The following is a 14699-nucleotide window of genomic DNA, read 5'->3' as shown; positions in this document are numbered from 1 at the left end:
ACCTCCGGAGTTGGCGCGACCCTGGCTCGGACAGGGGAAACCAAGCCAGGGTCACGGTGTTTCAGGGCAGAAACGTTGCTACATCTTCACGCTCTGCAACAGGGCAGATCGTGGGGCAACCTGGGGCAGATCGGGCGAATTCATGCCCCGGTGTCCTCCGGCTCGACCCGCGCAAGTGGCCGGGCCGGAGGTGCTCAGAACGCGGTCTCGGGGAGGTCCATCACGTCCAGATCGGTGAGCTCGGCCTTCACCCGCTCGGCCCGGACCGACGGCATCGTGGAGCGTACGAACCACTGCGCCGCGGCCACCTTGCCGGTGTAAAAGTCCTGGTCAGCAGCGGAAAGCTGGCCACCGAGCTTCTCCAGCGCGACCTCGGCCTGACGCAGCATCAGCCACGAGCAGACCACGTCACCGAGGACGTACAGCAGCCGGGACGTGTTCAGGCCGACCTTGTAGACGTTCCGGGGGTCGCCGTTCTCGGCTTGGGGATTGCTGGCCATCAGGGCCTGCCCCATGATGCCCAGGATCTTCTGGGTGTCCTCGAGGCCCTTGGCGAGCAGTCCACGCTCCTCCTTCAGGCGGCCGTTGCCCGCCTCGGAGGCGATGAAGGCCTGCACCTGCTCGGCCAGATGGCCGAGGGCCTTGCCCTGGTCCTTGATGATCTTGCGGAAGAACAGGTCCTGCCCCTGGATCGCGGTCGTGCCCTCGTAGAGCGTGTCGATCTTCGCGTCCCGGACGTACTGCTCGATCGGGTAGTCCTGCAGGAACCCGGAGCCGCCGAACGTCTGCAGCGACTCGGTGCCGAGCAGCGTCCACGACTTCTCCGAGCCGTACCCCTTCACCAGCGGCAGCAGCAGGTCGTTGACCCGCTCGGCGAGGTCGTCGTGCTCACCGGCGTACCGCGCCTGCTCGGCCCGGTCCTGGTACGTCGCCGTGAACAGGACGAGCGCCCGCAGCGCCTCGGCGTACGCCTTCTGCGTCATCAGCGAACGGCGGACGTCCGGGTGGTGGGTGATGGTGACACGCGGCGCGGTCTTGGCCGGGTCCGTCATGTCGGCGCCCTGGACCCGCTCCTTCGCGTACTCCAGCGCGTTCAGGTAGCCGGTCGAGAGCGTGGCGATCGCCTTGGTGCCGACCATCATCCGGGCGTATTCGATCACCTGGAACATCTGCGCGATGCCGTCGTGCACCTCGCCGAGCAGCCAGCCCTTCGCCGGGCCGCCGAGGTTGCTGTCGCCGAAGGTGATCTCGCAGGTCGTGGAGACCTTGATGCCCAGCTTCTTCTCGACGTTCGTGACGAAGGCGCCGTTGCGCTCGCCGGTCAGCTCACCGGTCTCGAGGTCGAAGTCGTACTTCGGAACCACGAACAGGCTCAGGCCCTTCGTGCCCGGGCCGCCGACGCCCTCGATGCCCTGCGGGCGGGCGAGCACCAGGTGGATGATGTTCTCGGTCAGGTCGTGCTCGCCCGAGGTGATGAACCGCTTGACGCCCTCGATGTGCCAGGAGCCGTCGTCCTGCAGCGTGGCCTTGGTCCGGCCCGCGCCGACGTCGGAGCCGGCGTCCGGCTCGGTCAGCACCATCGTGGCGCCCCAGCCGCGCTCGATGATGTGGTGCGCGATCTTCTTGTCCCGCTCGGTTCCGTTGCGCCAGAGCACGTGCGCGAAGTTCGGACCTGCGGCGTACATGTGTACCGGCGGGTTGGCGCCGAGCACCAGTTCGGCGGCGGCCCAGCGCAGCGACGGCGGGGTCGGCTGACCTCCGAGCTCAGCCGGCAGCTCGAGCTTGAACCATTCGGCGTCCATGTAGGCGTGGTAGCTCTTCTTGAACGCCTCGGGCATCCGGACCTCGTGCGCCTCGGGGTCGAAGACCGGCGGATTGCGGTCCGCCTCGGCGAACGACGCGGCCAGCTCGTGCTTGGCCAGCCGGTCCACCTCCGCGAGCACCTCGCGGGCGGTGTCGACGTCCATCTCGGCGTACGGGCCCTGTCCGAGCACGTCACCCCGGCCCAGGACCTCGAGCAGATTGAACTCGATGTCCCGCAGATTCGACTTGTAGTGACTCACAGAAGCTCCCTTACTCACGAGTAACTTAAGTATATACCCGTCGGTAACGAGGGCAAAGGGGGTTTGCTGTGAGCTGTGACAGTATTGATGCCGCGACTCCGTCGCGGCGGGTCATGGGGCTGTTGCTCCCGGTCTTCCCTCGTCGCTCTGGTCGCTTCGCTCCCGCCGCTCCTCAGTCCAGACCGGGAGGCCCCATGACCAGGCTGATATACGAGACCCACTCGATCACCGTCGACAACGAGAACGGCATCGCGACCGGCTGGCTGCCGGGTGAGCTGTCGCCGGCAGGTGTGCAGCCGGCGAAGGAGCTGGGGGAGCGTCGGCGCGACGTCGACGTGGTGTTCAGCTCTGATCTGTTGCGCGCGGTGCAGACCGTCGAGGTCGCCGGCTTCGTCCAGCCGCATCTGCAGGACTGGCGACTGCGGGAGTGCAACTACGGCGAGCTCAACGGCGCGCCGGTGGACGCGCTCGCCCCCAGGATCGAGCGCGTCCGGAACCCGTTCCCGGGCGGTCAGTCGTACGCCGACGTGGTCGACCTGACCCGTTCGTTCCTTGCCGATGTGAAGCAGTGGTACGACGCGGCAACTGTCCTTGTGGTTGCCCATTCCGCGAACAGATGGGCCTTGGAGCACCTACTGGGCAGCGGACGACCGATGGAGGAACTGATCGAAGCCCCCTTCGACTGGCAACCAGGCTGGGAGTTCGAGCTGTGAACCCTGCACCGACCTAAGCTCTCGGCCAACAGTCGATGAACCGCCCAGGAGGCACAGATGAAGACGCCGAAGTGGTTGAGCACCAGCTCGGGCGAACAGCCCGCACCGGGGTCGAAGGACGACAGGGCGGGTGACAAGGCGATCAGCCTGATGAACGCTCACAACGCGGTGCTTCCCAAGCTCGACGAGCGTGCGCAGGCGGGGGATTCGACGGCTGCGAAGGCCGCGAAGAACATCAGGGAGAAGGGCGGCCGATCCGACGGCGCGCGGAACGACGGTCGCTCGTAGTCGTCCTCGCCGGAGAAGCTGAAGGATCGTTCTTCAGCTTCTCCGCGCAGGTCCGCAGCTACGGGGTGTAGACCGTTTTGCTGCCGTAGAGCTTCTGGGTGAAGGCCGACATGTACGCCGACGTGTCGGACTCGGTGAGGTTGTAGGTGAGGAAGACGCCGTACCCGCCGCTGACGGTTCGCTGTGCGAGGCTTGCGGCGGTGGACGAGCTGGTCGCGGTGTACGAGACGGCGGCCGGGGAGACCCGGGACCTCTCGCTCGGGGCGCCGGGGACCGACCAGGTGCCGTAGTACGGGTTCCAGCCGTAGTCGAAGGTCTCGACGATGCTCTGGCCGTTGTAGGTGAGGCGGTCCGCCGCCGGGCCGATGTCGTAGAGCGTGATCAGCTTGTTCGGCAGCTTCGTGCGGAGCGCCTGCACCAGGTACACGAACGAGAAGTCGTTCGGCTGGCCGGTTCCGTTGTTGCCGTACTCCGCGTACTCATCGTCGAAGTCGATGCCGTCCAGGCCGTACTGGTTGACGGCGTCCGCGAGTTGCTGCGCGAACGCGTCGGCGGACGCCTGGTCCGGGAAGTTCGCGAAGCCGGCGCCCTGGTGGTTGCCGAGGACCGACAGCAGCACCTTGATGCCCTTCGCCTGCAGCGGGCGGACCTGGGTGGCGACGTTGTTCAGTACGTTGGTCACCTGGTCGTTGAAGTACAGGTAGGCGTTCGAGCCGTCGTAGTTGATGTTCGCCGCGAAGATCACCGCGACGTCGATCACCTGCCCGCCGCCGTTCGCCAGCGTGTACTTGCCGGCGCTGAGCATGCTGTGGTCGTTGACCTCGATGTACGCGACGGTGACCGGGCCGTTCTTCGCACACGGCCGGCGCTTGTCCGCGGCCTCGGCCGGCAGCGCGGCACCGGTGGCGGCCGCAGCGGTTCCGGCGGCCAGGGCTGACAACAGGGTCCTTCGCTTCATGAGCTGATCGACTCCTCGTCAAAGGTGGGCGGGATCGCTATATCGGTTAAGTAGCTCCCACCGCCGTCTCTGCGGGTCGGGCAGTGAGAGCAGATAAACCGGTATAGCGTCACCGATCATCAAGCCGTGATCACCGGCTGTCAAGGCCCCGGCTCGCGGAGTCCGGGCCGATGACCGAGACTGGAGGTTGCGACCGGCCACCGACGGGAGTGACATGCGAGTGATCGGGCTGATGTCCGGGACGTCGTACGACGCGATCGACGCCGCCGCCGCGGACCTGCGGCTGGAGGGGGACCAGCTGGTACTGACGCCGCTCGGGATGCTCAGCCAGCCGTACCCGGACGAGCTCCGAGCCGCGATCGCGGCCGCCTTGCCGCCGGCACCGACCACGATGGAGCAGGTGTGCCGGCTCGACACCGGGATCGGGCAGGCGTTCGCTGCGGTCGCCCGGCAGGCGGTGGAGCAGCTCTGCGGCGGCTACGCCGAGCTGATCGTTTCGCACGGGCAGACGATGTTCCATTGGGTCGACGGTGCGGCGGTCCGCGGGACGTTGCAGCTCGGTCAGCCCGCCTGGATCGCGGAGGCGACCGGCGTACCGGTGGTGTCGGACCTCCGTGCACGCGACGTCGCGGCAGGCGGTCAAGGGGCACCGCTGGTCAGCATCATCGACGTACTGTGGCTGCGCGGGCGTCCTGGCGTACCGGTTGCGCTCAACCTCGGCGGGATCGCCAACATCACCGTCGTGCACGGGGATCCGGTCGCGTTCGACACCGGGCCGGCGAACGCGCTGATCGACGCGGTGGTGCAGGAGCTGACCGGGCAGCCGTTCGACGCGGACGGGGTGCTGGCGGCGCGCGGTCAGGTGCAGCTCGAACTGCTCGACCGGTTGCTCGCCGAGCCGTACTACGCGCGCCCGGCGCCGAAGTCGACCGGCAAGGAGCTCTTCAACCTCGCCTACGTCGCCCGCGCCCTCGAAGGGCTGCCGGTGATTCCGGCCGAGGACCTCGTCGCGACCGTCACCACGCTGACGGCGCGGACCGTGGCCGACGCGGTACGGCGGTACGGCGGGACCGAGGTGATCGCCTCGGGCGGCGGGATCCGGAACCCCGCGCTGATGCACCTGCTCGCGGACGAGCTGGAGATACCGGTCCGGACCACCGACGAGCTGGGCATCCCGTCGCCGGCGAAGGAGGCGTACGCGTTCGCCGTACTCGGATTCCTCACCGTGCACGGTCTGGGCGGGACCGTACCGAGCTGCACCGGCGCGGGGCATTCGAGCGTCCTCGGTTCGGTGACGCCGGGACCGAGTGGATTGCCGACGATTTCCGGAGAGGCACGACCTCCCAGAGCTCTCTCAGTCTTGTGACCGCACACTAGGACCGTGACTAGGTTGTTCGTGGTGACCGGTGCGCCCGGTTCGGGGAAGTCGACGGTTGTGCCGGAGCTGGTCCGGCTCAGCCCGGGCAATCTGGTTGTGATGGACATGGACGAGCTGCTGGACGACGACGGGCGGCTGCTCGGGATCTCCATCGCGAGTCCGACGGCGGCGCCGATCTGGCCGGCGTACAACGCGCTGTGGTTGCGGATCACCGAGCTGATCCGGCGGTCCGGGATCCCCGTACTGCTGCTCACGCCCGCGCTGCCGACCGAGCTGCCCGAGGGGCGGTGGCTGCACCTGGACTGCCCGGACGCGATCCGCCGCAAGCGGCTGGCGGCGCGGGGCTGGCCGTCGGTGCAGATCGAGGAGGCGGTGGCGGACGCGGCCGAACTGCGCAAGTACGTGCCGCGGTCGGTGCGGTCGGACGTGAACCCGGAGAGCTGCGCGAAGGGCATCCTGGACTGGATCCGCGGCGAACGTTTCGGCAAGACCCTCAGCCTGTGGGGCCGGCTCCGGAGTTGAGATCTGCGGAACATTTCCTGCACCTGGCGCCGGATTGTTTCCGGACAACCGGATTGACCTTCGAGTTGGTGCAGGGATGAGGGTCGGGCGCATGACGATCAGTGAGTTCGCGCGACTGGTGGGGTTGGCGCCGAGCGCTTTGCGGTTCTACGACGACTGCGGCCTGCTCCCACCCGCCGACGTCGACACCACCAACGGCTACCGCTACTACGACCCGTCCCAAGCCGACCGTGCCCGACTGCTCCGCGACCTGCGCGAGCTGGACCTGCCCCTCCCGGACGTCCGCCGGGCGCTCGACGCTCCGCCCTCCGAGGTCGTCGACCTCATCCGGGCCCACCTCCGCACTCTGGAAGCCAAATCCACCGCCACCCGAGAAGCCGCCACCCGCCTGCTCACCCAACTCCTTTCCGAGCAAACCACAGCAGTACTAGGCGGCCCCGAGTTCGCGAGCGCCATCCGGCAGGTAACCCCAGCCGCCGCGCCAGCTGCTGAAGTGTCGGGGGCGCCGGTCTCCTCCGCAACGGCCGCCGCCGGGGAGCTGGACGTTGTCTTGCGTTGTGTGTTGGTTGAGCTCTCTCCCGAGGAAGTTGTGTTTGTGGCGACCGATCGGTACCGGTTGGCGGTGCGGAGCGTGCGGCCGGTGGAGTTCGGCGGAGCCAGCACGCGGGTGTTGGTGCCGGCCGCGGAGTTGGCCGCGGTCGGGCGGTGGGTTGCGGCGGGGGACGGAGTCCGGGTGGAGGTGGATGGCGGGCTGCGGCTCGTGCGAGGGGACGAGGCGTGGGAGCTGACGGCAGTGGATGCGGAGTATCCGGCGTACCAGCAGATCCTCGACGGGTTGGCGCCGCCGGTCTGCCGGGTAGTGGTGGATCGCCTTCAGCTGTTGAACGCGCTGGAAGGCCGCGAGGTTGTTGTCTTTGACATCGATCCGGAAGTACTGCGGATCGGCGATGAAGTGACGCTCGACGTCATCGGTACCGGTTCCACCCGGATCGGGTTCACCGCGAGTCTGCTGGCGGCGGCGCTGGCGGCAAGTGTCGGGCCCGACGTCCTGCTGGAGATCTGCGAGCCGTCCCGGCCGGTCGTCGTACGGTCGGCCGATCAGGGGACGTTCACCACGCTGGTGATGCCCGTCCGGCTGGACGGGTGAACCGGGCGTACTACGGCTGGCTGGCAGGTTCTACCCTCTCGGTACTCGGCGACACCGCGCTGTTCTTCGCGCTCGGATGGGCCGCGACGGGCATCGGCCCGCGGGTCGCCGCGCTCGTACTGACCGGGTTCACCCTGCCCCGCGCCGTACTCCTCCTGCTCGGTGGCGTACTCGGCGACCGTCTCGGCCCGCGACGCCTGCTGCTCACCTGTACCGCGATCGTCGGCACGTGCTGCTTCCTGCTGGCGTTGGTCGTCGGCGTCCGCGGCGTATCGGCCGGCGTGCTGCTGGCCACGTCTATCACGGTTGGCACCGTGGACGCGTTCGGGTTGCCTGCGGCCGGGGTCCTGCCCCGGCTCTTCGTCTCGGACGATCAGTTGCCTAGGGCAATGGCTTTGCGGACGTCCGCTACCCAGGTGATCACGCTCGCCGGCGGACCACTCAGCGGCCTCCTCGTCGCCTCGGTCGGGCTCGTCGGGGCGCTCATGCTCGACGGCCTCACGTTCGCCGTACAGTTCCTGGTGCTGCTGATGCTCAGACCGCCGTACGACGTACCGCCTCCGGCCGACCGCCCGTCCGTCGTACGCGCCGCGGCGGACGGTCTGCGGGTAGCGATCGCGGATCCGGTACTGCGAATGATCCTGAGCGTGGTCGCCCTGGTCGCGGCCTTCGTCCTGCCCGTCACGTCGTTATGCGTACCGCTGCTCGCCCGCTCGCACGGCTGGTCCGCCGGTCAGGCCGGTGTAGTTGTCGCAGGCAACGTATGCGGCGGATTGCTGGTGACCGTGTTGGTCGCGCGCTTCGGGAGCTTCGACCGCGCCGGCCTGGCAGGCGGAACAGGCTGCCTGCTGGCCGCAGCCGGAATCGCGGCGCTCGCCGTCGCGCCGTCCATCCCGTTCGCCGTCGGCGCAACCTTCACCCAAGGCTTCGGCATCGGCCTCTTCACGTCGCACTTGGCACCGGTGTTCGTCCGCAGTACGCCGAAGTCCCACCTGACCCGGCTGCAGTCCCTGCTGTCCCTCGTCCAGACCGTCCCCCTGATCGCCTCGACGAACCTCCTCGCCACCCTCGACGTACACCACGCCCTGCTCCTCGCCGCCGGCGCGACCGCCCTGGCCGGCACCACCCTGCTGAAAACCCGACCTCAACCCTCTGAAACTCCGCCTGCCGGTCTGCCGGTGGATGCACCGGTGTGAGTATTGACAACATGCTGTCGTGATGACAGTATGTTGTCTATGAGGACAGCTTATGTGGCGGTGTACGAGACCTTTGCGGACTGGGAGATCGGGCATCTTCTGGTGGAGTTGCGGACCGGGCGGTTCACCGGGGTGCCGTGGACTGTGGCGACGGTGGGGGAGTCGGCTGAGCCGGTCGTGACCATGGGTGGGATGCGGATCGTGCCGGATGTGGTGATCGGCGATGTGCAGCCGGATGGCGGGGACCTGTTGGTGCTGGCGGGGTCGGGGCAGTGGGATGCCGGCGGCGGAGAGGAGTTCGCGAAGTTGGCGGCGCGGTTCCTGGAGGACGGCGTACCGGTAGCGGCGATCTGTGGAGCGACCGCCGGGCTGGCGCGGGCCGGACTGCTGGACGAGCGGGCGCACACGAGCGCGGCCAAGGAATACCTGCAGGCAACGGGGTACCAGGGTGCGGATCGGTACGTCGACGCGCGTGCGGTGATCGACGGGGATCTGGTCACGGCGGGACCGGATTCCCCGGTGCAGTTCGCGCGGGCGGTGCTCGAGCGGCTCGAGCTCGCGGACGAGCCGAAGCTGGACGCGTACGAAGGCGTGTTCCACCGCGCCGAGCCGGCTGCCTACGCGACGCTGGTGGGATGACGCGCAACGACGAGATCGCGGCGGTTCCGCCGCGGGAGGAATGGCCGGAGCCTGGGCCGCAGTCGGAAGGTGGTGCGGCGTTGACCGATGTCGTACTCGCCACCTTCCGGCTGAACGCGCGGCTGATGGAGGCCGCGCAAGGGCTGGCCGCCAACGGCGGTCTGACCGCGGCGTGGTGGCAGGTGCTCGGTGGGGTACTGCGGGAGCCGCACTCGGTTGCCGACGTCGGTCGGATCATGGGAGTGAGCCGGCAGGGGGTGCAGCGGATCGCGGATCTGCTCGTCGAGCGTGGGCTGGCGGAGTACCGTCCCAATCCGGCGCATCGGCGGGCCAAGTTGCTCGCGTGCACAGAGGCCGGGTACTACGCGATTCGGCAGATCGCGGTCGCGCAGCATCCGTGGACGTCGCAGCTGGCGGAGACCGTCGACATCGACGATCTCCGCACGACGCTGCGGACGATGCAGGCGCTGATCACCAAGCTGGAAGAAGCTTGATCACCCGGCTGCTTCCGTAGGTCTGACGGGTGTCGAAGGTTACGCGGGTGCCGGTTGTCGTGCGTTGCACCTGCACGCCAGGGGCCGCGCCCTTCAGGTACTGCGCTTTCAGGTTGACGGTGACAGTGTCGCGTTGGGTTGTCGGGTCGGAGACGGCGATCTCGGTCGTCGATGCTTGACGGCGGATGAGCACTGAGGCCGGGCCGTCGATCGTGAGTCCGGCGAGGTGGTGTTGGCCCGGAGTGAACGTGTTCGCGGCGGTCAGGCGAAGGCCGAGATGTTGGATCGCCTGCATTTTGAAGGTGTTCGAGAGTAAGGCGAGCTGATTGTGCTGGTATCCGCGCAGTGCCGATTCCGTTGCGTTCGGCACCAATGCGTACGCCAGGGTGTGCTTCTTGCCCGGTGGTTGGGTGTGGGTGATTGCGAAGACCTGTTTGGTGACAGGGGTATCCGGGTTGGACGTCCGTACTACCCGGCGGCTCCGCGTGACAACCTGGACGGCTGCCGAGACAGCGGCCGGTTGCAGGAAGTAGTAGCCCATGGCAACTGTGCCGTCGGAGTAGTGCAGCCATCGTGGGTCGTCGTCGATCACTTGAACCGGAGCGCCCGGTGCGGCGATTCTGGTGTCGAGGGTGGTGGTTACCTCGCGGGTGTCGTCGCCGACATTTGCGGCCAGTACGACGATCTCGTTGTCCAGCAGGAACCAGGACTTCGTGGCGCCGGCGTTCTTGTAGGTGACGAAGTCGGGCGGGAGTTCGGCGCGGGAGGCGTACGCGTAGTCGTCGGACTGAATCCACCCGACGGCGCTGTACGCGTCCAGGGTCGCGCCGCCTGAATACGTATTCATGCCGACCGGGAAGTAGACGTACGTGTTCTGCGACTCCGACGACGCGGTGAAGCCGAGTGCGGCGTTGTCGTAGTACGCCGTTCCGTACAGCTCCGGTACCGACTTCCGCGTTTCGACCGGCGCGGTCACCCCGGCCAGGGCGTACGGCGACACCGTCGTGAAGTAGTCGATGCCGTACGCCTGCGTCTGGTCCTGCCCGGACAGGTACAGGTAGTGCGCGCCGTCGCCCTGGAACCACGGCAGCAGGTTCTCCCCGCTCATGTACTCGTACTTGCTGATCCGCGTCGAGTTCCGCGCCAACGCGAACGCGTACCCCGGCCGCCGGTGCACCGTACGGTCCATCGCGTTGAACGCCGTACTGAGCGCCGGCGGATTCAGATCGGCCGGCACGATCGACGGATCCGCCGTGAGGTCGGCGAACCGCCCGATGCTGACCGGGGACACGAAGCTGTTCACGTTGATCGTCGGTCGCGCCGTGAACTTCGCGAACGCCTTCAGCCGCTGCGCATCCGCCCCGGCCGCATAGTCCGCGAGGTCCACGATCGCCTCGACGATCACCGCCACGTCGTCGTACCCGGTACCGGTCCGCGAGACCGCGCGGCCCTTGACGATCTCCATCATCCAGCCCTCGAAGATCAACGGCGCGAACCCGTGCTCGACCCAGCCCTGCACCACGCCGACCAGGTCGTCTCCCTGCGCGTACTCCGTCCCGGCGAGCACCTTGATCGTCTGGACGACGCGGCTCAGCAGGCCCTTGCCGTACGAGCCCGTGTACGCGACCGACGCGTGCTGGATGAACGAACCGTCCGCGTAGTACCCGTCGGTGACGCCGTGCTGCAGGTTGTACGGGTCGACCGTCGCGAACACGGTGAACTGGTCCTGCAGCGCCTTCCGGATCCGGGCGTCGTCCTTCAGCAGCGCGCCCTGCAGTACGCGGTTCGCGGTGATGTCCACAAGGTTCGCGCCGGTGTGGAACCGCGAGTCGAGGTCGACGTCGCCGTTCTTCCCGTTCCGCAGGTACGCGTCCATCGAGGCGACGTACGTCGTGATCAGGTCGGCCGGTGCGTCGATCAGCGCGAGCGTCTTCGAGACGAACGTGGAGATGCCGATCTCCCAGGTGAACCAGTTGCCGTAGTACCCCTTCGACTGGTCGCCGTAGTAGTTGTCGTGCAGCCAGATCAGGCCGTTCACGATTCGGTCGCGGACAGCCGAGGTCTGCAGGGTGGAGGCCGGTCCGGGACGGCGGTACGCGAGCGCGATCTCGTACAGGTGCTGGTACGACGAGCTCAGGTTCGGATCGCTCGTACCGAGCGGGAGGCCCGCGAACAGCTGGCCGGTGCCGGCCCGGTCGAGGGCGGACAGCCAGGTACGGGCGGTGCTGTCGATCGCGGCGATCTTCGCGGCGACCTCGGGACGTGCGTTGGATTCCGCCGTACCGGCGTAGATCGCGATCGCGTTCGCCAGCAGTGCGCCGGGGTCGGCGGCGGTCGCGGCGGCGCGCGCGGCCGAGGCCGGTCGTACGGCGGTCAGCAGAGCGGTGGCGGGAACGAAGGACAGCAGGCGGCGACGGGTGAGATCCACTGGTACTCCCGGGCGGATGGGAAAACCTGACCCCGGGAGTCAATCAGTAGAAACTATCTTTCGGCAACCGCTTACCGCTGACTTCTCAACAAACCGCTCGAGGTGTCATTGTTGGCGCCGTGACGATGCACTCTCCGCCGTCCGACCCGACGTCCGCGTCCGCGCCGGACAGCCGTCTCGCCGCGGCGCTGCGGTTCACCACCGAACTGGTCGCCTGGATCGGTGCGCCCTGGGCGCTCTGGTCGCACAGCCCGTGGCTCGCCATCGGCTCGGTGGTCGTGCTGATCGGGCTGCCGACGGTCTTCCAGACACCAGGCGACAAGCCGCGCGTCGTCGTTCCGGTGCCTGGGATCGTCACCGTCGTGATGGTCCTGCTGCAGTTGGTCGCCGCCGTGGTGGCCGCCTGGTATGCCTGGCCGGCGGCTGTCACCGTGGTCGTCAGCGTCCTTGCGGTCGCTTGTGTCGTGACCGAGCAGCCACGCTGGCGGTGGCTGCTCGGCCGCGGTCGTCAGACGCCGCCTGCGCCGACCAGTTGAGGATCGATCGACAGGACCTGGACGGCCTTGCCGGACGCCTTTGACGGGATCACCAGCGCGACCTGGTGCAGGTAGTCCTGGTGCAGGCTCTGCGTGTACTTCACCATGCTGCTGAACGCGGTCGCCTCGCCGCTCGTCCAGTACGCGTTCGAGCCCGGCTCGACGCGCTGCAGGTACTGCTCGGTGAGCGCCAGGAACACCAGCGCGTCGCCGTTCGAGGTGATGAACGCGAGCGGTTCGCCGGACGGGAGGAACGCGTCGGTGACGCTCGCGATGTACGGCTCGGCCGTGTCGGCGGTCTTCGCCTTCGTGCGCAGCTCGAGCAGGTTGGTGAGGCTCGCCGACTTGGCGAAACTGCTCGCCTGCGGAGCCTTCGGCCCACCGGTCAGGTACGCCGCGAGGTCCCGGGCGACGGCGGCCGGCTGGGAGCGGAGGTTGTTCAGGTCGGCCGCGTCGGGGGTGCGGAGGCCGTCGAGGGACGGTACGCCGGCTGACTTCGCGGGGTAGACCGAGTGGGTGAGCAGCCATGGGCTGCCGGCGTTCTCCCGCTGCCAGACGCCGAGTTGCCGGCTGCCCGGCGCGTTCGAGACGCCGGAGCTGACCACGAAGCGCATCGGGTACGACGAGAACTGCGGGGCGCCGATCTCCGGGTCGGTGTAGCTGAACGGTTTCGACACCTCCTTGCCGGCCGCGTCGAGCTTCCGCCCGATCTCGAAGCCGGCCAGCGTCTGCGCGAGCGTCGGGTTGCCCTCGATGGTCGCGGACAGCTTGCCGTCGCGGGTGCGGTTCGCCTGGTTGTTGAGCTGGTTGTACCGCTGGACCACCGCCTGCGCATCCGCCAGCGTCACCGCGGGCCGGCTGTCCGGCACCGTCAGACTGTTCTTCGCCGGCATCAACCCACAACTAGTCGCCGTCAGCAACATAGCCCCCGAAGCCAACAACGCCGCCGTCCGCCGCACCGCCTCATCACTCCGAACAAACTCCGGCGACTCCTCCAACGGCACGATGTCGACGTCCTTCGCCTCGACGGCAGCTGTTTCGTCGTACGTCGGTTCGCTGGCTGCCGGTTCTTCGTACTGCGGCTGCTGGTGCTGGTCGTACCGCTGCGCCGCACCGACGCCGATCAGTACGGGGGCCTTCGCCCGCGCGACCGCAGCCGCCGACATGAACATCGGCGCCGCCGGAACAGCAACCGGCGCAGTCCGCGCCACGGCCGTCCGTACCAGCGCGGGATGCTCCGGCACTTCCGGAGCAACCAGGTCCGCAACCGACGTCGGAGTCTCCGCAACCGACGCCGCCAACGGAGCGGGCTCCTCCACCGGGTGTGGTGAAGCGGCTGGGACCGCCGCCGGAGCCGGCTCGGTGGTTTCTTCCACGGATGCAGCTGGCGTCGCGTCCTCTTCCGCTTCCTCCTCGACCGGGGCGAAGGGGCTTACTCGGTGGGGGTGGAAGGGGGAGACGTGGTAGGCGGGGGTGTTGTCCGCGGGTTGTGCGGGAGCTGAGACCAGGACCGGGATGCGGGTGTTCTTGGCGGTCGGGAGCTCGGTGGTGTCGGCGACCCCGGCGACCCCCGCGACTCCGCCGACCGCAGCGACCCCAGCGACTCCGCCGACCGCAGCGACCGCGGCGACCTCGCGGACCGCGGCGGTCTCAGAGGCGGGGCGGCGGTGGCCGAGGAGCCATAGGCCGAACGCGAGGACCAGGATGCCGGCGCCGAGGATGAGTAGGCAGATGCCGAAGAGGCGGTGGAGTTGGATGCCGAAGGTGACGTGGGCGCCGACCGCGGGTGAGCCGTCCGCGTTCATCACGACGACGTCGTACCGCCCGTCCTGGACCGGCCAGCTGAGCGACTGTGCACCGGTGGCGGACTGCGCGACCCACCAGTCCAGCTCACCGGGCGGCGTCAACTTGTTGGTGCGACCACGCATCTCCTGCGTGCCGAACGTGGCCGGCAGGTCGAACCGAACCAGTTGCGTGTGCGCAACCCCGGAGAGGTAGTCGCGAACATCCAGGTCCTGACCGACGCCGATGAACAGCGGCTTGTCGCCGGTCGCGCTGACGTGCAGCGTCGGGCCGTGCCGGTCCAGCAGCGACGGTGCGCTGACGACCGCGAGGCCCGTACTGGCGAGCTGTCGGCTGGGGGTGGTGATCGTGTTGTCCGGGCCGACCAGCCAGAAGGCTGCGACCGCTCCGGCGACAGTGGCCGCCAGGCCTGACAGCGTCAGCAACAGACCCAGGGTGATGCGGGCGAAACGCATGAAGAGGCTCCCGTAGTACGACGTGCCCGGCGACGGACGGGTGCACCGGACGGCGGGCACACGCCTCGGACCCCTCTCC

Annotated in this window: 13 protein-coding genes; 9 read left to right on the top strand and 4 right to left on the bottom strand. The window is 68.2% G+C overall.

The window, feature by feature from the left end:
- Positions 1-194 precede the first annotated feature (194 nt).
- Positions 195-2063: an acyl-CoA dehydrogenase gene (locus tag FB475_RS14155; protein ID WP_141856165.1), complete on the bottom strand. Its 1869-nt coding sequence runs from the start codon at positions 2061-2063 to the stop codon at positions 195-197.
- A 194-nt stretch (positions 2064-2257) separates the two neighbouring features.
- On the opposite strand from FB475_RS14155, the gene FB475_RS14150 reads away from it, so the two are divergent.
- On the top strand, positions 2258-2776 hold the full coding sequence (locus FB475_RS14150) for a histidine phosphatase family protein (RefSeq protein WP_141856163.1): 519 nt from the start codon (positions 2258-2260) through the stop codon (positions 2774-2776).
- 57 nt (positions 2777-2833) lie between these two features.
- Positions 2834-3064 (top strand): hypothetical protein, encoded by a 231-nt coding sequence (locus FB475_RS14145; RefSeq protein ID WP_141856161.1) that lies wholly within the window; start codon positions 2834-2836, stop codon positions 3062-3064.
- Positions 3065-3122: 58 nt separating this feature from the next.
- Here FB475_RS14145 and FB475_RS14140 read toward each other — a convergent pair whose 3' ends face one another.
- Positions 3123-4022 (bottom strand): endo-beta-N-acetylglucosaminidase H, encoded by a 900-nt coding sequence (locus FB475_RS14140; protein WP_141856159.1) that lies wholly within the window; start codon positions 4020-4022, stop codon positions 3123-3125.
- A gap of 214 nt (positions 4023-4236) precedes the next feature.
- Here FB475_RS14140 and FB475_RS14135 point away from each other — a divergent pair, with 214 nt between their 5' ends.
- From FB475_RS14135 to FB475_RS14110, 6 genes are all read left to right on the top strand, one after another.
- Positions 4237-5388, top strand: coding sequence for an anhydro-N-acetylmuramic acid kinase (locus FB475_RS14135; protein WP_141856157.1), 1152 nt, complete (start codon positions 4237-4239; stop codon positions 5386-5388).
- A gap of 15 nt (positions 5389-5403) precedes the next feature.
- Positions 5404-5922: an AAA family ATPase gene (locus FB475_RS14130; protein ID WP_238332137.1), complete on the top strand. Its 519-nt coding sequence runs from the start codon at positions 5404-5406 to the stop codon at positions 5920-5922.
- A 91-nt stretch (positions 5923-6013) separates the two neighbouring features.
- Positions 6014-7069, top strand: coding sequence for a DNA polymerase III subunit beta family protein (locus FB475_RS14125; RefSeq protein WP_141856155.1), 1056 nt, complete (start codon positions 6014-6016; stop codon positions 7067-7069).
- Positions 7066-8265 (top strand): MFS transporter, encoded by a 1200-nt coding sequence (locus FB475_RS14120; RefSeq protein WP_185759245.1) that lies wholly within the window; start codon positions 7066-7068, stop codon positions 8263-8265. Before FB475_RS14125 ends, FB475_RS14120 begins: the two co-directional genes overlap by 4 nt.
- A 39-nt stretch (positions 8266-8304) precedes the next feature.
- On the top strand, positions 8305-8904 hold the full coding sequence (locus FB475_RS14115) for a DJ-1/PfpI family protein (protein ID WP_202878323.1): 600 nt from the start codon (positions 8305-8307) through the stop codon (positions 8902-8904).
- Positions 8901-9398, top strand: a complete 498-nt coding sequence (locus tag FB475_RS14110; protein ID WP_141856150.1) for a MarR family winged helix-turn-helix transcriptional regulator — start codon at positions 8901-8903, stop codon at positions 9396-9398. The genes FB475_RS14115 and FB475_RS14110 overlap by 4 nt, the downstream gene beginning before the upstream one ends.
- On the opposite strand, the gene FB475_RS14105 is transcribed toward FB475_RS14110, so the two are convergent.
- A complete protein-coding gene (locus FB475_RS14105; RefSeq protein ID WP_141856148.1) occupies positions 9376-11826 on the bottom strand; it encodes a polysaccharide lyase family 8 super-sandwich domain-containing protein in 2451 nt (816 codons plus the stop codon). The two genes, FB475_RS14110 and FB475_RS14105, sit on opposite strands and share 23 nt — an antisense overlap.
- Positions 11827-11945: 119 nt before the next feature.
- On the opposite strand from FB475_RS14105, the gene FB475_RS14100 reads away from it, so the two are divergent.
- On the top strand, positions 11946-12362 hold the full coding sequence (locus tag FB475_RS14100; RefSeq protein ID WP_202878322.1) for a hypothetical protein: 417 nt from the start codon (positions 11946-11948) through the stop codon (positions 12360-12362).
- On the opposite strand, the gene FB475_RS36755 is transcribed toward FB475_RS14100, so the two are convergent.
- Positions 12335-14620: a DUF8094 domain-containing protein gene (locus FB475_RS36755; protein ID WP_185759244.1), complete on the bottom strand. Its 2286-nt coding sequence runs from the start codon at positions 14618-14620 to the stop codon at positions 12335-12337. The two genes, FB475_RS14100 and FB475_RS36755, sit on opposite strands and share 28 nt — an antisense overlap.
- Positions 14621-14699 lie beyond the last annotated feature (79 nt).

It is taken from the genome of Kribbella jejuensis (genome assembly GCF_006715085.1).
GTDB lineage: Bacteria > Actinomycetota > Actinomycetes > Propionibacteriales > Kribbellaceae > Kribbella > Kribbella jejuensis.
Note: the sequence above shows the minus strand (reverse complement) of the source record. Positions and strands in the feature narration are given on the sequence as shown.